Source organism: Rhodopirellula sp. JB055 (assembly GCF_043100905.1).
Lineage (GTDB): Bacteria > Planctomycetota > Planctomycetia > Pirellulales > Pirellulaceae > Rhodopirellula.
On the sequence record NZ_JBICHO010000546.1, the window covers coordinates 1 to 20,362 of the forward strand.

Sequence of the window (20,362 nt, forward strand, 5' to 3'; positions counted from 1 at the left end):
GATTCGATCTGGTCCTTGGTGACCCGATCGACGCTGAAGTAACGCGACTCGGGGTGAGCGAAATACAGTCCGCTGACGGCCGCACCCGGCGTCATCGCAAAACTCTCGGTCAGTGAAACGCCCGTTGTGTTTTCTGCATCGAGCAGATCGAACAACGTTCGTTTCTCCGTGTGATCCGGGCACGCCGGATAACCCGCCGCCGGACGAATGCCGCGATAGGCTTCCGCGATCAGTTCCTCTCGCGTCAAGCTTTCTTCGGATCCGTAGCCCCATTCGATCCGAGCCTTCCGGTGCAGCCACTCGGCGAGCGCTTCGGCACATCGATCGGCGACCGCCGATACCATGATCCCGCTGTAGTCGTCGTGTTCGGCGCGGTACTTAGCGGCGAGTTCATCGGCGCCGAGCCCGGCCGTCACGACGAAGCCACCGATGTAGTCTTCGCGTCCGCTGTCGACCGGTGCGATGTAGTCGGCGAGCGATCGATAGTGCTTCTGTCCTTTGCGTTCCCACTGTTGTCGGAGGCAGTGGAATCGCGTTTTCTCCGACGTGCGGCTGTCGTCGTTGTACACGATGATGTCGTCGCCTTCGGACGCCGCCGGGAAGAACCCGTAGACCGCTTTCGCGGCCAACAAATATTCCGCAATGACCTTGTCGAGCATCTTGTTCGCGTTGTCAAACAATTCGCGTGCTTGCTCACCGACGACTTCATCTTTGAGAATCTTCGGATACTTGCCTCGCAGTTCCCATGTCGAGAAGAACGGTGACCAATCGATGTAGTCACGAATCTCAGCGAGATCGATGTCTTCCAAAACCCGCGTGCCGGTGAACTCCGGTTTGTCGACTCGCACCGAATCCCAGTCGGTCGCAAAGCGATTCGCGAACGCGTCCTCATACGAGACGAGTTTCTGCTGCCGGTCACGAAAGCTCGCCGCGAGTTTGGCTTGTTCTTGAACGTTGGCTTCGAGAAAACCTTCCCGCGAATCCTTGCTGAGCAGTTTCTCGACCACTCCAACGCTGCGGCTCGCATCGAGAACATGGATTACTGGCGAGTCGATTACGGGAGCGATACGCACGGCGGTGTGTTTGGCACTGGTGGTCGCCCCGCCGACGAGCAGCGGAATCGAAATGTCGTTTCGTTTCATCTCACGGGCGACGTGTACCATTTCATCAAGGCTAGGCGTGATCAGACCGCTCAGCCCGATCATGTCGACGTTTTGCTTGACCGCTTCTTCGAGGATTTTTTCAGCCGCGACCATCACGCCGAGATCGATGACCTCGTAGTTATTACACTGCAGAACGACGCCGACGATGTTTTTGCCGATGTCGTGCACGTCGCCTTTGACCGTCGCGATCAAGAACTTGCCGCGGGCTTTGAAATCCTGGGTTCCGGCGTCGACCTTTTCCTGTTCCATGAATGGTTCAAGATAAGCGACTGCCTTCTTCATCACGCGAGCGGATTTGACGACCTGCGGCAAGAACATTTTGCCCTGACCAAACAAATCACCGACCACGCTCATCCCAGCCATCAACGGGCCTTCAATGATGTGCAAGCATTTGTCGTAATGCTGGCGTGCTTCTTCGGTGTCGTCGACGATGTACTTGTCGATGCCTTTGATCAGGGCATGCTTCATGCGTTCTTCGATCGACAGCTCACGCCACGCCAAGTCCTCACCGGTTTTCTTCTTACCGCTGCCTTTGACCGTCTCGGCGAATTCCAACATCCGATCGGTCGCGTCATCGCGGCGATTCCAAAGCACGTCCTCGACATATTCCAACAAATCCTTGGGAATTTCTTCGTAGACTTCCAATTGGCCGGCATTGACGATGCCCATGTCCAAACCGGCTTTCACCGCTCGGTACAGAAACGCGCTGTGGATGGCTTCGCGAACTGGATCGTTGCCACGGAAGCTGAAACTGATGTTGCTGACGCCGCCACTGGTCTTTGCACCAGGACATTCTTTCTTGATCCGCTCGACCGCGTTGACGAAATCAACCGCGTAGTTGTTGTGCTCCTCCATCCCGGTCGCAACCGTCAGGATGTTGGGGTCAAAGATGATGTCTTCGGGTGGGAAGTCGACCTTGTTGACCAACAGGTCATACGCTCGTTTGCAAATTCGAACCTTGCTGTCTTCGTCGGCGGCTTGACCTTCTTCGTCAAACGCCATCACCACCGTCGCGGCACCGTATTGGCGCACCAACCTTGCACGACGGAGGAACTCTTCCTCGCCATCTTTCAGAGAGATCGAGTTGACGATCGCTTTGCCCTGCACGTTTTGCAGACCAGCTTCAATGACTTCCCAGCGACTGCTGTCGATCATCACGGGAACCGCGGCCACGACCGAGTCACCTGCGATCAGACGCAGGAATCGCGTCATGGCTTCGACGCCATCGAGCAACGCAACATCGAAGTACACGACGATGATCGTTGCACCGTTCTCGACTAGTTCGCGTGCCACCTCAACCGCTTCGTCGTATTCTTCGTTGCGAATCAAACGAGCGAATTTGCGACTGCCGGTCACGTTGGTGCGTTCGCCGACCATCGTGAAAGGGATTTCAGGCCGCATCACCATCGGCAACTGACCCGACAACCGAGTCCATACCGGACCGCCCTTGTCTTCTTGTTTCGGTTTGCGTCCCTTGACCCGTTCCGTCATCTCACGGATGTGATCGGGAGTGGTTCCGCAGCACCCGCCCAAAATGTTGATCCAACCGTTGTCGGCGTACTCACCAACGATCTCGGCCATTGGTTTGGGGTCCAAGTCAAATGCGCCCATCTCGTTGGGCAATCCAGCGTTGGGGTGGCAACTGATTGGAAGCCCAGTCGCCTTGGACATTTCCTCCACGTGCGGACGCATGATGTCCGGGCCGAGCGCACAGTTCATTCCGACCGACAGCAAGGGGAAGTGCGATAGTGCGGTGACAAAGGCTTCCACACTTTGACCACTCACAAACGTTCGCCCCCCTTTGTCAAACGTCCCCGACACCATCACAGGAACCTTCCGACCGCCCTCGTCAAAGTAACGCTGAATCGCGAACAGGCACGACTTCAGGTTCAACGTGTCGATGGCGGTTTCAGGCAGCAGGATATCCACGCCGGCTTCGCACAACGATTTCACTTGTGCGTAATAGCTGTCGGCCAACTTGTCGAACGTGGTCGCTCGGAAGGCAGCGTCCTCGACATCGGTGCTGATGGCGAGCTGCATCGTTGTCGGCCCGATCGAACCAGCAACAAAGCGAGGTTTGTCGGGTGTCTTTTCAGTCCACTGGTCCGCGGCTTTGCGAGCGCAAGCAACGGCGGCCGCGTTGATCTCGTTGACCAATTCCAGCGGCAAATCAAACTCCACCATCCCGATCGGTGATGCCCCGAACGAGTTGGTTTCAACGATGTCGCTGCCAGCTTCGTAGTACTTCGAGTGGATCTCGGTGATCTTCTCAGGGTGCGTCAGACACAGGATGTCCGAGAAGTTTTTCAAGTCCTTGTGGTGGTCTGCGAACCGGTCCCCGCGCACCGCCGCTTCGTCCAACTCCAGGCGCTGGATCATCGTTCCCATTGCACCGTCAAGCATCAAGATGCGTTCACGGATGAGTTCGGCGAGAAGCTGGTCAGTGGAAGAAGCTTGCAACATGGATGATCCAAAAGCAGGCGGAAGGATGGGAATCAATATGGCTCTGGAAAAGACGAACTTTTCCGGCACCTTTGAACCGCTATCTTCGTCGTCCGCTAACAAACGAGCAACCCGAACGGCGGAGACGACAGCAAATTTCAAATGGGGCAACGAGTGCGACCGGAGCTCGGTGGTTCTCCACCGAAGTGAACGCGGGACCGGCAGTGAACCTCCAGGCCCCCGTTCGCCGCATCCCTTTGCCGCACGAGCAGGACACTCCCACCAGCCTTCAGGTTCCCTTGCGGACGCTACGAGATAGGATGTGCCTCCAGCGTGTCTCGCACGCCAAAAACCTTCTCCACGCCCCATTTCTCTATAGAGAAAATCGACATGTTGATTGACTCGCACCACCACCTTTGGGCCTACGATCCAGAAGAATACGGCTGGATCAGCGACGACATGAGCGTTCTGCGCCAAGACTTCCTCGCCGCACAATTGCGCGAGCTCGCCGCGGAAAGTGGGGTGGATGGCTTCGTCAGCGTTCAGGCTCGTCAGTCGATGCAGGAAACCGATGACCTGTTGAAAATCGCTTCCGAAGAACCCCTGATTCGTGGCGTGGTGGGCTGGATCGGCCTAGCGGATTCCGACATCGAATCGCAGTTGGAGTCGATCTCGGGACGCGACCAGTTTGTCGGCATGCGACATGTTGTCCAGGACGAACCGGACGATCGCTTTCTCGACGGCGAAGCGTTCAACCACGGCGTCTCGCTACTCAGCCAACACAACTTGGTCTATGACATTCTGATCTTCGCCAAACAGCTCCCCGCAGCGATCGATTTCGCAGACCGCCACGCAAGTTTGCCGATGGTGGTCGACCACATTGCCAAACCAACGATCTCAGGCGGCACGATGGATCCCCAGTGGGAACCTCACTTCAAAGAGCTCGCCCGCCGCGAAAACCTGACCTGCAAGTTCTCTGGCGTGGCCACCGAAGTTCGCGACGCGGAATGGAACATCGAAACCATTCGTCCGTACTGGGACGTTGCATTGGAATCGTTCGGGCCGCAGCGTCTGATGTTCGGCAGTGACTGGCCCGTGTGCTTGCTTCGCACCGGCCACAAGCAATGGCTGGACACCGTTCGCGAATTGGCCTCGGAACTGAGCGACGACGAACAAGCCGCCTTCTTCGCCGGCAACGCGATCAAGGCCTACGGGTTGGACGCATAAAGATGTAGCCGGATTCACCAAGAATTCGGAACGTGATGGATGCAATGCCGGATGCCACCGCCGAGGGGGACTCACGGCGGAGACCGCCGTGCTACAGGTTGCTAACCAACACGGCTCCCCCATGCCCGTCCGAATTCTTGGCGAATCCGGCTACGGAGATCTGTAGGCCATGTTCCACATGGCATCCCAACCGATGCTTTGGAACAAAGCGAGGCGTCCCAACAGCATTCGCAAGATCGCAAACAACCGGCCAATCACCACCGCCAGGTACAACCTGGCCTACGATCCCGACATCTCGGGGTTGAGGCTGGGGTCGTTGTACATCTTCATTTGGCGGTACGTCTTGTGACGTTTGCGACCAGCGAAAATGTCATCGATCAACGTTTGCAACGACGCTGACAGATCCGCGTGTTGGACTTGGCAAAGCAACCACCTCGCCTCCACCTTGGATCGGTGCTCGGCATTGACATCCTGCCGTTGCAACTGCTCGGCGTAATGGAACAAACGCAGCGACATAATCGACAACCGGTCGATCGCACTGCCGGGCGTCTCGGTGTTGATCGGAGCGTTCTCAGGAACCACGACATCCGATTGCTGGATGGATTCCGTGATCGCATCGTCCAGCTTTTCAATCCAATCGTTTCGCTGTTGATTCAGCCGATCGATCGACCGTTTGACTTCCGCAATGCGAGCGTCGGTCACGTTTGGATTGCGTGCGACGTCTTCTTCGTGCCACAACTTGAAATTGAAAGCGTGTTGCTGGCACACCCAACCCAGCCAACCCGAATGCGGGTTGGCCACGGGTTCATCGTGCCACCGGCGGACACAATCGATCTGCAATTGCGTCCAGTCTTGGACCGAACCGGTGACCTTTGGAATGCGGCCTGAATCGTCAGCGGGGCCGCTCACCGGATCAAACTTCTTTTTCGTCGATCCAGTTCATCATACGGCGAAGGCCGAGACCGATTTGCTCAACACCGTGCAAACGTTCGCGACGACGGGTCGCCTTGAAGAAAGGAGCACCCGCACGGTTTTCGCTGATCCACTTGCGAGCGAACTCGCCTTGTTGAATCTCTTCGAGAACCTTCTTCATTTCGGCTTTGGTTTCATCGGTGATGATACGTGGACCGGTGACGTAATCGCCGTACTCAGCAGTGTTGCTGATGCTGTATCGCATGTAGCTCAAACCACCTTCGTACAACAAATCAACGATCAGCTTCAGTTCGTGCATGCACTCGAAGTAAGCCATTTCAGGTTGGTAACCAGCTTCCACGAGCGTATCGAAACCGGCCTTCACCAATTCGCTGACACCACCGCACAAGACAACTTGTTCGCCGAACAAGTCAGTTTCGGTTTCTTCTGCGAAAGTGGTTTCGATGACACCACCGCGAGTTCCGCCGATGCCCTTGGCGTATGCTAAACCGATTTGCTTGGTGGTTTCCGAAGCACCTTCGCCCAGTGCGATCAATGCAGGAACACCGCCGCCCTTTTCATACTCGCTGCGGACCAAGTGGCCGGGGCCCTTGGGAGCGACAAGCAGAGTGTCGATGCCCTTGGGAGGATCGATTTGACCAAAGTGAATGTTGAAACCGTGCGAGCACATCAACACGTTGCCTTCGGACAGATTGTCACGAATCGAATCGCGATAGATGTCCGCTTGAACTTCATCGGGAAGCAACACGTTGATGACGTCGGCTGCCTTGGTAGCGTCGGCGATCGACATGGGCTCGAACCCGTGCGAGACGGCCAAGTCGTAGTTCGCACTGCCAGCCCGTTGGCCGATGATGACCTCGCAACCGCTGTCACGCAGGTTTTGAGCTTGGGCGTGTCCTTGCGAACCGTAACCCAAGATCGCGACCTTCTTGCCTTTCAGGTGGGACAGGTCGGCGTCGTTTTCGTAGTAAATGGTGGCTGCCATCAGAAGTCACTCAGAGTGTGTGGGGAAAGATGATTTGGAAGGGGATCGGAACGAATTTGAGGTTAGGCTTGGACGGTTTCAGCAGCAGGCTCACTCGAGGTGACTTGCGAACCACTGCGAACCATTGCGATGCGGCCCGTGCGGACCAATTCGACGATGCCATAGCGATCGATTCGTTCGATGAAAGCCTGGACTTTGTTGGCTCGGCCGCTGATTTCGATCATCACTTCCCCTTCGCCGACATCGACGATTTGTCCACGGAAGATGTCGACCAACTCGCGAATTTCGCTGCGGACACCACCTGCAGGAGCCGTGACTTTGACCAACAGAAGGTCGCGTTCAACGTAATCGTTGGAGCTGATATCCAGCACACGCACGACCGTGACGATTTTTTCGAGCTGTTTGCGGACTTGGTCGAGGACTTGGTCGTCGCCGACAACGACAAACGTCATTCGCGAAAGGGTGGGGTCTTCGGTTTCACCGACAGCCAACGAATCAATGTTGTAGCCGCGGGAAGCGAGCATTCCGGAAATGTGTGCAAGCACTCCGGGCACGTTTTGAACGAGAGCCGAGAGCAAATGACGTTGGTTGGGACTGGCCATGGATGTGCCTGTGAGTCGCCATGTGAGAGCAAAAAAGATCGCCAATCGCGTCGAAGACGCGACAATTACAAGGGAAGGGTCGCGATCAAGAGCGACGCATGATAATTTTGGAGGTTGACGCTGCCAAGGGCTGCGAGACAAACGCTGCAAACTCGCTGCTCGATCCGCCGGGACAGACCGCTTCCAGCCTCCAAATGTTCGCGGACACTTCACCGCCGAGCGGGATTCTGCCGAAACCGGCTCGCCGATCGAACCCGAAGCTCTCGTTATTGTCCCTTCATCACCCACTTTCACTCCTTTTTGCCTCCGAGCGACCCGCCGCATGAGCTTTCGCATCGATTTGCCGGTCTACCGAGGGCCAATCGATCTGCTGCTGTACTTGGTTCGCCGCCAGGAGCTGTCGCTGACGGAGATGTCGCTGGCCAAAGTGGTCGACCAATATGTGGCTCACCTGGATGTGCTCCAGGAGCTCGATTTGGCCGAAGTGGGCGATTTCTTGGAATTGGCCGCCACCCTGGTGGAAATGAAAAGCCAAGCGGTCCTGCCAAAAATCGAGGACGAAACCGCCGAGGAAGCCGTCGAAGACACCCACGAATCTCTGGTCGAGCGACTGCTGCAGTACAAAGAAATTCGCGACGCGGCGGCAGTCCTGGACGAAATGTCCGCTCGCTGGCAAACCCGTTTTGAGCGTGTCGCAGACGACCTTCCCACCCGCCGAAACGATCCGGCCGACCAGCCTATCGTGGAACTGGAAATCTGGGACTTGGTCAGTGCCTTCGGACGGATCATGCGTGAATCCGCCGGGCCGCCGCCAACCGAGGTCATCTACGACGACACCCCCATTCACGTCTACATGCAAAAAATTCACACCGAACTGGCGGTCCAACCCCGCGTTCCGCTGGTCGACTTGGTGCCCCCCGGGCAACACAAATCAGCCTACATCGGTTGGTTCCTCGCCATGCTGGAACTGACGCGGCACCACGGTGCCGCGGTCGACCAAAACGAGGAAGGCGAAATCGAAGTCGTGCGGACCGAAAATTACTCTGACAACTTGAACGTCAACGAAGTCGACAACTACGGCACCGGCTCGATCGACAACAGCAACATGCCGATCCGGATGCGTTGATGGTTGAAAACATCCCCATTCTCTCGCATGTCCATGATGGACTGACGATCGAGGGCTATTCGCGCGCCGCGGTCCAAACCTGCTGGCGAGTCAACGAACTCAAGCTGCTCTTTGATGTCGGGGTCCAACCCTGGGACTTCATGGGCACACCGACCATGTTCATCTCGCACGCGCACCTGGACCACATCGCGGCCCTTCCAGCGTATGTGTCCCGGCGGCGAATGATGAAGATGGATCCGCCGATCATCTACCTGCCCGATTCAGCGGTCGACATGGCGTGGAAGATGTTGCAAACCTTCCGCAGTCTCGATCGTGGCGCGATGCCGTGTGAGTTGATCGGATTGCTGGATGGCGACGAAACCAAAATTGGTCGTGAGTACGTTGTGAAATCCATGAACGTGCATCACACGATCGATGCACTCGGGTTCATCGTCTATCAACGTCGACACAAACTCAAACCCGAGTACCTGGACCTGCCCGGCGAAAAAATTCGCGACCTGAAGATGGCCGGCACCGAAATCACGACCGAGCAACGCGTGCCCGTGTTCGCATACACCGGCGACACGTCACCCAAGGGATTGGACAACAATCCCGAGTTCTATGAGTCCAAGATTCTGATCAGCGAACTCACGTTTGCTGCGCCCGAACATCGCCGATCGAAAATCCATAAACATGGTCACATGCACGTGGATGACTATCGCGAACGAGCGGACAACTTTCAAAACGAATTGATCATCGGGTCTCACGCCAGCACGCGTTACACCGACGTCCAAATCCGACGCTTTGTCAAGAAAGCATTGCCCGGCATGCTGGACGACCGGCTGAAACTTTGGATCTAACATGACGTGCATTCCTCCCGGCGGCTGGCCCCAACCACAGTCGCTGTATGTGCACGTTCCGTTCTGTCGTCATCGTTGCGGTTACTGCAACTTCAGCGTGATCGCTGGTCGCGACGAGCTGCAAGATCAATACATTGATGCCGTCGAGAAAGAACTCAATGGCATCGACAACTCCTTGCGAGAATTGCCGCTGCAAACAATCTTCTTGGGCGGTGGCACGCCAACGCGTTTGTCAGCCGCACATCTGCAACGACTGCATCGCGCGATCTCGAATGCATTCCGGATCACGGATGACGCTGAGATCACCGCGGAAGCCAACCCCGAAGACATCTCGCCCGAGTGCCTGGATGCTTTGCAAGCCATTGGCGTCAATCGAATCAGCCTCGGCGTTCAGTCGTTTGACACCGAAAAACTGCGATGCCTCGAACGCGGCCATGACGAATCCATCGCACTTTCTGCGATCGAATCCGCTCACCAACGAGTCGGCAATGTCTCGATCGATCTGATCTTTGGTGCCCCGAACGAATCTCTCGCGACTTGGCAAAAGGATTTGTCGATCGCGGCAGCCTCCTCGATCTCGCATGTCTCCACCTATGCCCTGACATTCGAAAAAGGCACGTCCTTCTGGTCACGGCGTTCGCGCGGCGATCTATCGGAAACTGATGAGACGCTGGAACTGCAAATGTACGAAGCCGCTCAACAGCAATTTTCAAGCGACGGTTGGCTGCAATACGAGATCAGCAGTTTCGCAAGAGCTGCCACGCGATGCCAACACAACCTGGCTTATTGGGCGGGACGTGGTTGGCACGCCGTTGGTCCCGGAGCAGCACGCTTCGTCGACGGTCGACGCGAAGTCAATCATCGCAGCACGACGACGTATCTCAAACGCATGCTGGCCAGTGGAAATGCAACCGACGAAACCGAGACCATCACGCTGGGACAGTACGCTCGTGAACTGGCGGCGTTTGGCGTGCGTCAACTCGACGGGATCGATCTTTCCACGATTGATGACCGCACTTCAATCAACCTGGAAACCTTGCTTGCGAAAACGCTGACGACACTTCAGTCGATGGAATTGGTCACGCACGAAAACCACCACCTCAGGCTCACCCGTCGCGGCATCTTGTTTGCGGACACCGTCGCAACCGCTCTGCTGTCCGAGCCAGAGTAGAACCGTTGACCTCAACTGTTTGCGTGGCTGGGTCGCTTCGTAGAAACACAGGATGCGAATGAAAGCAACGTCAACATCTTTGCTTCACGCGATGGAAGATCAGGAAGACCGTTTGTTTGAACCTCGGGATGGCCCTGCAGGGAACGTTGCCCGACGGAACAATTGAGGACAATTGTTCTACTCTGTGGAAGCGGCGTTCAACTCTGTTTGCGTTTGCGATACTCCGTCGGCGACATCTTCATGATCCGCTGAAAACTTCGACTGAAGTGTGCGTGGTCGTAGAAGCCGCAACTTTGCGCGATCGTGGTCACACGCTCGTCCGTTTCTCGCAACCATCTCGCCGCGTTCTCCACTCGAACACGAATCAAATACTGTCGTGGTGAAGCGCCAAACGCCAATCGGAATCGCCGCTCAAAATGGCTTGCCGACAACCCTGCCATCTCAGCCAAGTGCCCCGTCGGAATGTCTTCGCGATAGTGAGCGTGGATGTACTGCATCACATTTTCCAACGAGTCCGCGCTGCCCGATTGCATCCGCTCGACTTGACGTGAAAAACCGGCCACACCGATCACACGTCCACGACGATCCTTCAGCGGAATCTTGCTGGTCGTGACCAACCGCGGCGACCCCGCTTCTTCGGGCGCACTTTCGATTCGGTTGATGATCGCTTCCTTCGATTCCATCACCTGCAAATCGTCTTCGCGGTATTCGTCCGCCCGTGTCTTCGGAAAGAAGTCGTGATCGGTCTTTCCGATTGCTTCCGACTCAGACAACACGCCGCAGTACTCACAGCCGCGGCGATTGAGCGCCATGAACCTGCCCTCGCGATCTTTGACGAAAAACGACACATCGGGCATCCAATCGAACAGCTTCAATATCTCCTGCCCGGGAGCCAAGCGAGCGAAAAACGCTTGTCTATTGAGTGTCTTTTTCATGCTGCTTTTTTACACAAGAATAATCGCTTCATGCAAGACAGCCAGCGTTTTCCCAGCGAAACTAGCCTGCGAGATCATTCATTCCCGAGCGGGACCACGCTTCGCTCGCATCCCATCGCCTCTGCTGGATCTTGAATTTGTCCCAGACACCCCGCCGCAACTTCTTGCAAAAATCCGCCGTCACCGCTCTCGCCGCGACCGCTGCCACTCGCACGTTGACCGCCGCGCCACCCAAGGACGAACCTGAGATCATCGGGCACGGTGACTATCGCTATCGCGTGATTCGCGATTGGGCCCAAATCAGCTCACTCCGAACGCCGCTGCTCAACTGTCACGAAATGGTGCAAGACAAAAGCGGTCGGCTGTTCATGATCGGCGACCACACCGACAACAACATCCTCGTCTTTGACAAGTCCGGCAAGCTTCTGGATGCCTGGGGAACCATCTTCCCCGGCGGTCATGGCCTCAGCCTGATGGACGAAGGTGACGAAGAGTTCCTGTTGATCACCGATGGAGGATGGACGCTGGATCGCAACGGCAAAGCGATCCGCAACAACGGCCGCGTGACCAAGATGTCATTGGACGGCCGCATCCTGTTTGACATTGGGCACCCACAAACCATTGGCATCTACAACGCCGGCGATCCGTTCTGTCCAACCGAGACCACAGTCGGTCCCAATGGCGACATCTACGTGGCTGATGGCTACGGCAAAGACTATGTGATTCAGTACAACAGCAACGGCGAATACATTCGCCACTGGGGTGGGCACAACAACGAAGACCCCAACATGAATCTGAAGAACGCCCACGGAGTCGCACTCGACACCCGTGACCCGAATCAACCTTTGATCGTCTGCACCTCACGCAGTGAATGTTGCTTCAAGTACTTCACGCTGGACGGCCAGTACGTGAAGACAGTTTCACTGCCGAACATGCGAGTCTGTCGCCCGGTCATCGACGACCAAAACTTGTACGCAGGAGTCTGCTGGTCCCAACCACGTTCGGGAGGGTCGCCTTGGGCCGGTCACACGGGATTCATGACCATCTTGGAAGGCGACCAAGTCGTTTCCAACCCAGGCGGTTCCGAACCCGAGTATGTCGATGGCGTGCTCCAAAAGTCATACCAACTGGAAAGCCAGCCGATCATGCACGGTCACGATGTTTGCGTCGACGAAGACAAGAACCTGTACGTGTGCCAGTGGAACGCCAACCACACGCCGCCGATCAAACTCGAACGCATTTAGTCTGCGCCGAAGTCTGTCCGCCCGGCCCTCCGGCACCCCTGCACCCTTCCCCACAGTTGCTAGTTCAGCATGTTCGTTTCGATTCGTTCTTTCCTACTTTTGCTTCTCGTTTGGCCGACGGTGAGTTGCACCGTTGCCTTCGCGGCCAACGACATTGATTTCAACCGTGACATCCGCCCGATTCTTTCGGACCGTTGCTACTTCTGCCACGGTCCCGATGAAGCCACTCGGGAAGCGGACCTGCGCTTGGATATCCGCGAAGACGCGGCGTACGTTTTGGAATCGGACGAACTTCTGGATCGTGTTCAAAGCGATGATCCAGACCTCGTGATGCCACCACCGCACGCGAATTTGGAACTGACCGACGAGGAAAAAGATCTACTGAAGCGTTGGATCGAAGAGGGAGCTCCTTACGCGGCACATTGGTCGTTCGAAAAATTGCCTCGCACGGTGGAAATACCGCAGGTCAAACAGACTGAATGGCCCAAGCAAACCATTGACCAATTTGTATTGGCGAAGATCGAAGCAACCGGGCATGAACCCAACCTGGAAGCGGATCCATTGCGATGGTTGCGGCGAGTCACCTTGGACCTGACCGGATTGCCACCGTCGGCGGAAGCCATCCGGAACTTCGAGCAAGCCGTCCAAACCGATCGCGAAAAAGCGTTCGCCGATGCGGTCGATCAATTGCTGCAATCATCCGCGTTCGGCGAACACATGTCGATCGCGTGGCTCGACGTCGCTCGCTACGCCGATTCCTATGGCTATCAAAGCGACAAGCTCAACACCCAGTGGCCCTACCGTGACTGGGTCGTTCGCGCCCTGAACCAAAACCTTCCGTACGACGATTTCTTGACCTGGCAAATCGCCGGCGACTTATTGGATGACCCCACGCGAGACCAGCGACTGGCGACCGCGTTCAATCGCATTCATCGCCTGAACAACGAAGGCGGCGCGGTCTTTGAAGAATGGCGAATTGAGAATGCAGCCGATCGAGTTCACACCTTCAGCACCGCCGTGATGGGACTGACATTGGAATGTGCACGTTGCCACGATCACAAGTACGACCCGATCACCGCTCGTGAATTCTATTCGCTCTCAGCATTCTTCAATTCGATCGACGAGAGCGGCGTTTACGACCGTACCGAGAAAGTCCCTTGCCCGTCGATGCTGCTTCCTACCGAAGAAGAATCCGCGGCACTTGAGCTGGCGCGCACCAAATTGGCCACATCCGAACGCGAATACAAATCCGTTTCCGCGGATGCCAAGAAGCGTTTCCATGCCAGCGAAGCAACCTCCATCACCGCCGACAACATTCCCGACCTGCGACTCGCGTTGGCGTTTGATCAAGGTTTCGACAACGCCGTCAAAGCCATTTATCACCCGTCCGAGTCCGATCGATCTTGGGCGAAGATGTGTGACTTGGTGCCCGTCGAAGACTGTGAGATCGCTCGCCTGAATCCCACGCTCGCCGATGACGAAAAAGCCCGCTCGGCTGCCAAAGACGCTTCCAAAGAAGCGACACCAGAAAACCCCGATCCCCCAAGCAACCGGATGGCATTGAAACTGGATGGCGAACGCGGGGTGACCACACATGACATCGAACCACTTGATCGTTGGACACCATTCACCGTTGTTGTCACGCTCAACGATCCTGAACGCTCGCCCGAACGCAGCCTGATCGTCCATCACACTCGTGGAACCGACTGCGGTTACAACGGATACGACCTGACGATCCAAGACGGTCACCTCGAATCACGCATGGCTCGGGTTTGGCCGGGCAACGCCATCAGCGTTCGCACGGTGAAACCCATCCCAGCGAACCAATGGCATCAAGTCGCGGCTACCTATGACGGATCGTCCCAGGCATCAGGGCTGAAGCTTTTCCTCAACGGTCGCGAACTGGAAACGGTGACACTGCGTGACGAGCTGAAAAAATCATGCAACGTCGTGGTGGATCACGGTGGTGAATTCGTGATCGGCCAACGCTTCCGAGCTCGCGGGTTCGCGGGTGGCTTGATCGATGATGTCCGTCTTTACGAACGCAACCTGACATCGCTTGAACTGCAAGTCTTAGCGACGGGCGAAGCTCGACCCGCTGACGCAGCCACGTTCGCATCCGCATGGGATCCAAACGCTCGCAAAGCGTTTGCTCAACTTCGCCAGGCTCGACATGAATTCGTAATGGCCGAAGAAGTTATCCAAGAGATCCCGATCATGCGTGAGATGGACGAACCTCGCGAAACGCACCTGTTGCTACGCGGGGAATACGATGCCGAAACCGACCAAACCACACGGGTCGAACGAACGGTCTTGAAAGCCATCCCGATTCCATTCCCTGAGAACGCTTCCAAGGATCGCCTCGGGTTGGCCCAATGGATCACGCATCCCGAGCACCCGTTGACCGCTCGCGTTGCCGTCAACCGACTGTGGGGAAACTTCTTCGCCGCCCCGTTGGTCCGCACGCCCGAGAACTTTGGTTTGCAAGGAGACCTGCCGACTCATCCCAAGCTTCTCGATTGGTTGGCTCGCGATTTTGTCGATCACGATTGGGACATCCAACGCCTGTGCCGGAACATCGTGCTCTCGGCGACCTATCGTCAAGACTCCCGCTGCACGCAGGAACAGTTCAATAGCGACCCGACCAATCGATTGCTTGCCCGCGGCCCGTCCTATCGACTCGCCGCCGAACAAATTCGCGACCTCGCCTTGGCCGCTTCTGGATTACTGAATCCCGAAATGGGCGGACCTCCGGTGTCGCCTTATCAACCGGGCCAAGACCTCTGGCGAGAATCCAACGGGATGTCGCCGCCGTATCAACAATCGGTTGGCAAATCGCTGTACCGACGGTCGATGTATTCGGTTTGGAAACGCACCGCACCGCTTCCCAACATGATGGTCTTCGACGCATCGTCCCGTGAAGTCTGCACGGTCAAACGATCGCGAACCAACACGCCGTTGCAAGCACTTGTGCTGCTCAACGATGAACAATTCATCGAAGCCGCTCGGGTACTGGCAACCGCTTTGATGAGCAGCGAGGCACCCGAACAACGAATCGAGAACGCTTTCTTGCAATTGGCCGGACGACGTCCCGATGCAACCGAACTGGAAGAACTGGTCAAACTCTATCAACAAGAGCAAACGTTTTTCAAGCAAGACATCGAGACAGCCAAAAGCTACCTGTCGATCGGTGAACGCGAATTACCCAACGACGTATCCCTCGCCGAACTCGCTGCCACGACCTCACTGTGCCAAGTCATCCTGAACTTGGACGCGACGATTTGGAAACGCTAAACAGGCAGATTACCGAATGTAAGACGGGCACTCTTGCCCGTCAGAGTTGCGGGGGTCGGGCAAGAGTGGCCAACCGGCAACAAAATCAAAACCCGACGCGTGAGCGAGGGACCACATCGAATCCCTCGCTTGTGCATTCGGATTGTCAAAGATCCTTCACCCCGTGGTCCCAAATTTCGAACGAGTTCCTCGGCAAACAATCCTGCCTCTTCCCACCCTTCCACGCCACCACCTGTCTCGCCATCTTTCACGCGAGGGAACCCATCATGACTCCTGATTTCTCACTGCAATCCAAACGCCGTGTCTTTTTGAAGCAAGCCACCTCCACCGTCGGTGCCGCCGCACTCGCGCACTTGCTCGGACGTGACATGGCCTCGGCTGAGACACCCACTGCCGATCTTGGCGGGATGCACTTTGCTCCCAAAGCAAAACGGATCATCTACTTGTTTCAATCCGGCGGCCCTGCCCAACAAGACTTGTTCGATCACAAGCCGATGCTCGAACAAATGCACGGACGTGAATTGCCTCCCGAGGTTCGGGGCGAGCAACGCTTGACCGGCATGTCGGTGAACCAAAGCTCGTTGCCGGTCGCGGCTTCCAAGTTCAAGTTTGCTCAACATGGTCAATCCGGTGCTTGGCTGAGTGAACTGCTGCCGTATCACCGCGACATCGTTGACAATATGTGCTTCATCAAATCGATGCACACCGAAGCAATCAACCATGACCCCGCGATCACGTTCTTTCAAACCGGATCGCAGATCGCTGGCCGGCCATCGCTCGGTTCGTGGATTTCCTACGGCCTAGGCAGCGAAAACGATGACCTTCCCGCCTTCGTGGTGCTGGTCACGAAAGGCCAAGGCGGCCAACCGCTTTACTCACGTTTGTGGGGCAATGGATTTTTGGATTCCAAGTACCAAGGTGTCCAATTCCGGGGCGGTGAAGATCCCGTGCTGTATCTGTCCAACCCCGATGGAATTTCACGCGATCATCGCCGTCAACAGCTCGACTCGATCAACCGCTTGAACTCGCACCAGTATCAACGCGAATTTGATCCGGAGATCCAATCGCGGATCGCTCAGTACGAGATGGCGTTCAAGATGCAAACCAGCGTGCCTGACGCGACAGATTTCTCTGACGAACCGGAGTCGACATTCGAATTGTACGGCGAAGACGCCAAGCAACCGGGAACCTTCGCCGCCAACTGCTTGCTGGCTCGTCGATTGGCACAACGAGACGTTCGGTTCATCCAGCTCTACCATCAAGGCTGGGACCAACACTCCAACCTGCCCAAGGGAATCACTGGCCAAGCCAAGGAAACCGACCAAGCGTCCGCCGCACTGGTGAAGGACCTCAAGCGTCTAGGAATGCTGGATGACACCCTGGTCATCTGGGGCGGCGAATTTGGACGCACGTCGTACTCACAAGGCACGTTGACCCCAGGCAACTATGGCCGCGATCACCATCCGCGTTGCTTCACAACCTGGATGGCTGGCGGCGGAACTCGGCCCGGAATGAGTTACGGAACGACGGATGAGTTCAGTTACAACGTGGCCGAAAATGGTGTCCACGTGCACGACTTCAATGCCACGATCCTGAACCTGATGGGCATCGATCACGAGCGACTGACCTACAAATACCAAGGCCGCCGGTTCCGACTGACCGATGTGCACGGCCACGTCGTTCGCGACATTCTGGCTTGAGATCAAAGGCTCTCTTTGGCAGACGACCGTTGCGACGGTCGACCGCGTGTGACGCTTCGCCACAGCTTTTCGAAGCGATCCGTCCTGCAATAATCATTCGTGATCTTTTGCGTATTGGCCCTTGCGATATTTCCTATCCTGACACAACGTCGTTCGCGAGGTGAATTCACCACGACATCAATCCGAGGATAACTCCCATGATGGACGTTGAGATTCTCAGTCGGCTGCAGTTCGCGGGAACGATCATGTTCCACTATCTGTTCCCGCCCCTGTCGATCGGGCTGGGACTGCAGTTGTTTCTCTGCGAACTCGCCTCCTATCGGACTCGCAATCCGGCTTGGGAAGCCGCCGCTCGGTTTTGGACTCGGGTTTTCGCAGTCAATTTCGCGATGGGTGTGTCCACAGGAATCGTGATGGAATTTGAGTTTGGCACCAACTGGGCTGCTTACTCACGATTCGTTGGGGATGTGTTCGGATCGGCATTGGCCGCCGAAGGCATCTTTGCGTTCTTCTTAGAAAGCGGTTTCTTGGCCGTGCTGGTGTTTGGCTGGGACCGCGTCGGGCCGACCATGCACTTGTTCAGCACCCTGATGGTGTTTCTCGGTTCGATGTTCAGCGCGGTTTGGATTGTGGTCGCCAACAGTTGGCAACAAACGCCAGCGGGATACCACATTGTTTGGCATGACGTGCAAGGCGAGTCCATGCCACGAGCAGAAGTCACTGACTTCTGGGCCATGGTGTTCAATCCTTCCTCGGTGGACCGGCTGACGCATACGTTGATCGGTGCTTTTGTCCTGGGAGCCTTCTTCGTCGCGTCCGTATGCTCCTACTACTTGCTCAAACGGCGACATGAAGATTTTGCTCGTCGCTGTTTGTCGATCGCACTGCCCACCGCTCTGGTGTTCACGATTCTTGCCGCCGCAACCGGGCACGACTCAGCACAAAAATTAGTCGAAACCCAACCCGCCAAACTTGCGGCGATGGAGGCTCACTTCGAGACCACCGACGAACCCACCGGGCTCTATGTTTTCGGTTGGCCAGATGCAGAAAACGAGACCGTGCACTTTGGACTGCAGATCCCCTACCTGCTGAGCCTGATGGCTTTCAACGACCCCATGGAACCTGTGCCGGGAATGGACCAAATCCCCACCGATGAACGGCCTCCGGTCTGGTTGCCATTTCAAACGTTTCACTTGATGGTCGGTTTAGGCACCATGATGATCGGCGTCGCGGGACTGGCCTGTTGGTTCTGGTTTCGCGATTCCTTGCCACAGCGACGTTGGTTGCTGTGGGTCATTGTCTTCATGCCCGTTGCCGCGATGACCGCGAATCAAGCGGGGTGGATCACCGCCGAAGTGGGGCGGCAGCCATGGATTGTTTATCCCTCCGTTCAAGACGGTGTGGAGATGATGGGCTTGAGGACCGCCGATGGACTCAGCGAATCCGTGACTGCCGAACAAGTCCTCAGCTCCATCATTCTGTTTGGAATCATCTACTCGATGCTTTTTGCTGTCTGGGTGTTCGTTCTGAACCATAAGATTCAGCACGGCCCCGAAAGCGTCGAGGCATTGTTGGAACACAAACAAACCACGCGAAAAAATTCGATGTCGGAACAGTTTGAACGGACTGGAAAATCACACGGGGGTGACTTTCTCGAGGAGGACTCGACATGAGTTACGAAACCCTGACGTTTGTTTGGTTTGTGTTGCTCGGCGTGCTGTTGTGCGGCTATGCAATCTTGGATGGTTTTGATCTCGGGGTTGGAATCCTTCATCCGTTTCTTGCAAAGACGGATCAAGAACGCCGACTGGTGATGAACTCCATCGGACCGCTTTGGGACGGGAATGAGGTCTGGCTGGTGACCTTTGGGGGCGCCTTGTTTGCTGCGTTCCCCGTTGCTTACGCCACGGTGTTCAGCAGTTTCTATCTCGCGTTCTACCTGCTTCTGACCTGTTTGATCGGCCGAGCCGTCAGCCTTGAGTTCCGTTCCAAAGTTCACTCGCCAACCTGGCGACGACTGTGGGATTTCGGTTTCTTTCTGTCGTCCATTTCCGCCGCGATGTTGCTAGGCGTCGCCGGCGGAAACGTCATGCAGGGAATGCAACTTGGGCCCAAATATCAATACGAAGGCAGCCTGCTGAGCCAACTGGGGTGGTACCCGTTGATGATCGGCCTGCTGACCGTTTCGCTGTTTGCACTGCACGGTGCAATCTACTTGTATCTCAAAACCGAGCATGAACTTCAGAGCCGAGTCCGATCCGCGATCACACCTCTGTTCTATGTGTTCGCGGGAATGTACTTGCTCGCGACCCTTGCCACTTGGTGGCATGTGCCTCATGCCACGGAGAACATTGCCAACTACCCGATCCTTTGGATCGTTCCCATCCTCAACGCTTTGGCTGTTTTGAACATTCCCCGGGCGATGCACCTGGGCAAACCAGCGTACGCGTTCTTTTCTTCCGCGATGGTGATCTTGGCGTTGGCGTCTCTCTTTAGCGTCGCGATCTATCCCAACTTCATGCTGTCGACGATTGACCCCGCCTACAGCATCACACTGGACAATGCTCGAAGCAGCGAAGGCACGCTGAAGATCATGCTGATCATCGCCGGACTTGGAATGCCCTGCGTGCTTAGCTACACGATTGTGATCTACTGGATTTTCCGAGGGAAAGTCCGAATCGATCCCAATAGTTACTGAGCA

14 protein-coding genes are annotated in these 20,362 nt (G+C 56.1%); 9 read left to right on the forward strand and 5 right to left on the reverse strand.

The window, feature by feature from the left end; all coding sequences use genetic code 11:
• On the reverse strand, nt 1–3,626 hold a 3,626-nt coding region (gene metH, locus ACF8AM_RS21210), incomplete at its 3' end, for a methionine synthase (RefSeq protein ID WP_392557570.1).
• Between the two features lie 369 nt (nt 3,627–3,995).
• Here metH and ACF8AM_RS21215 point away from each other — a divergent pair.
• Nucleotides 3,996–4,832 carry an amidohydrolase family protein gene (locus ACF8AM_RS21215; protein ID WP_392557571.1) on the forward strand — a complete coding sequence of 279 codons (837 nt, stop codon included), beginning with the start codon at nt 3,996–3,998 and terminating at the stop codon, nt 4,830–4,832.
• Between the two features lie 279 nt (nt 4,833–5,111).
• Here the strand turns inward: ACF8AM_RS21215 and ACF8AM_RS21220 are convergent, their stop codons facing one another.
• From ACF8AM_RS21220 to ilvN, 3 genes are all read right to left on the reverse strand, one after another.
• Nucleotides 5,112–5,741, reverse strand: a complete 630-nt coding sequence (locus ACF8AM_RS21220; RefSeq protein WP_392557572.1) for a DUF4254 domain-containing protein — start codon at nt 5,739–5,741, stop codon at nt 5,112–5,114.
• Between the two features lie 4 nt (nt 5,742–5,745).
• On the reverse strand, nt 5,746–6,750 hold the full coding sequence (gene ilvC, locus ACF8AM_RS21225) for a ketol-acid reductoisomerase (protein WP_392557573.1): 1,005 nt from the start codon (nt 6,748–6,750) through the stop codon (nt 5,746–5,748).
• A 62-nt stretch (nt 6,751–6,812) separates the two neighbouring features.
• Nucleotides 6,813–7,352 carry an acetolactate synthase small subunit gene (gene ilvN / locus ACF8AM_RS21230; RefSeq protein ID WP_007339870.1) on the reverse strand — a complete coding sequence of 180 codons (540 nt, stop codon included), beginning with the start codon at nt 7,350–7,352 and terminating at the stop codon, nt 6,813–6,815.
• A 322-nt stretch (nt 7,353–7,674) separates the two neighbouring features.
• Here ilvN and ACF8AM_RS21235 point away from each other — a divergent pair, with 322 nt between their 5' ends.
• The 3 genes from ACF8AM_RS21235 to hemW are packed head-to-tail and all read left to right on the forward strand — an operon-like array spanning nt 7,675 to nt 10,488.
• Nucleotides 7,675–8,478, forward strand: a complete 804-nt coding sequence (locus ACF8AM_RS21235) for a segregation and condensation protein A (protein WP_392557574.1) — start codon at nt 7,675–7,677, stop codon at nt 8,476–8,478.
• On the forward strand, nt 8,478–9,317 hold the full coding sequence (locus ACF8AM_RS21240) for an MBL fold metallo-hydrolase (protein ID WP_392557575.1): 840 nt from the start codon (nt 8,478–8,480) through the stop codon (nt 9,315–9,317). Before ACF8AM_RS21235 ends, ACF8AM_RS21240 begins: the two co-directional genes overlap by 1 nt.
• A 1-nt stretch (nt 9,318) precedes the next feature.
• The gene (gene hemW, locus ACF8AM_RS21245) at nt 9,319–10,488 is read left to right on the forward strand and encodes a radical SAM family heme chaperone HemW (protein ID WP_392557576.1); all 1,170 of its coding nucleotides are present in this window, start codon (nt 9,319–9,321) and stop codon (nt 10,486–10,488) included.
• Nucleotides 10,489–10,685: 197 nt separating this feature from the next.
• Here the strand turns inward: hemW and ACF8AM_RS21250 are convergent, their stop codons facing one another.
• Nucleotides 10,686–11,423 carry a helix-turn-helix domain-containing protein gene (locus ACF8AM_RS21250; RefSeq protein WP_392557577.1) on the reverse strand — a complete coding sequence of 246 codons (738 nt, stop codon included), beginning with the start codon at nt 11,421–11,423 and terminating at the stop codon, nt 10,686–10,688.
• A 137-nt stretch (nt 11,424–11,560) separates the two neighbouring features.
• Here ACF8AM_RS21250 and ACF8AM_RS21255 point away from each other — a divergent pair, with 137 nt between their 5' ends.
• From ACF8AM_RS21255 to cydB, 5 genes are all read left to right on the forward strand, one after another.
• Nucleotides 11,561–12,667 carry a 6-bladed beta-propeller gene (locus ACF8AM_RS21255; protein ID WP_392557578.1) on the forward strand — a complete coding sequence of 369 codons (1,107 nt, stop codon included), beginning with the start codon at nt 11,561–11,563 and terminating at the stop codon, nt 12,665–12,667.
• Nucleotides 12,668–12,736: 69 nt separating this feature from the next.
• Entirely contained in the window at nt 12,737–15,961 is a 3,225-nt protein-coding gene (locus tag ACF8AM_RS21260; protein WP_392557579.1) for a DUF1553 domain-containing protein, read from the forward strand.
• A gap of 266 nt (nt 15,962–16,227) precedes the next feature.
• Nucleotides 16,228–17,661 (forward strand): DUF1501 domain-containing protein, encoded by a 1,434-nt coding sequence (locus ACF8AM_RS21265; RefSeq protein WP_392557580.1) that lies wholly within the window; start codon nt 16,228–16,230, stop codon nt 17,659–17,661.
• 197 nt (nt 17,662–17,858) lie between these two features.
• Nucleotides 17,859–19,334 carry a cytochrome ubiquinol oxidase subunit I gene (locus ACF8AM_RS21270; protein WP_392557581.1) on the forward strand — a complete coding sequence of 492 codons (1,476 nt, stop codon included), beginning with the start codon at nt 17,859–17,861 and terminating at the stop codon, nt 19,332–19,334.
• A complete protein-coding gene (cydB, locus tag ACF8AM_RS21275; RefSeq protein ID WP_392557582.1) occupies nt 19,331–20,359 on the forward strand; it encodes a cytochrome d ubiquinol oxidase subunit II in 1,029 nt (342 codons plus the stop codon). Before ACF8AM_RS21270 ends, cydB begins: the two co-directional genes overlap by 4 nt.
• Nucleotides 20,360–20,362 lie beyond the last annotated feature (3 nt).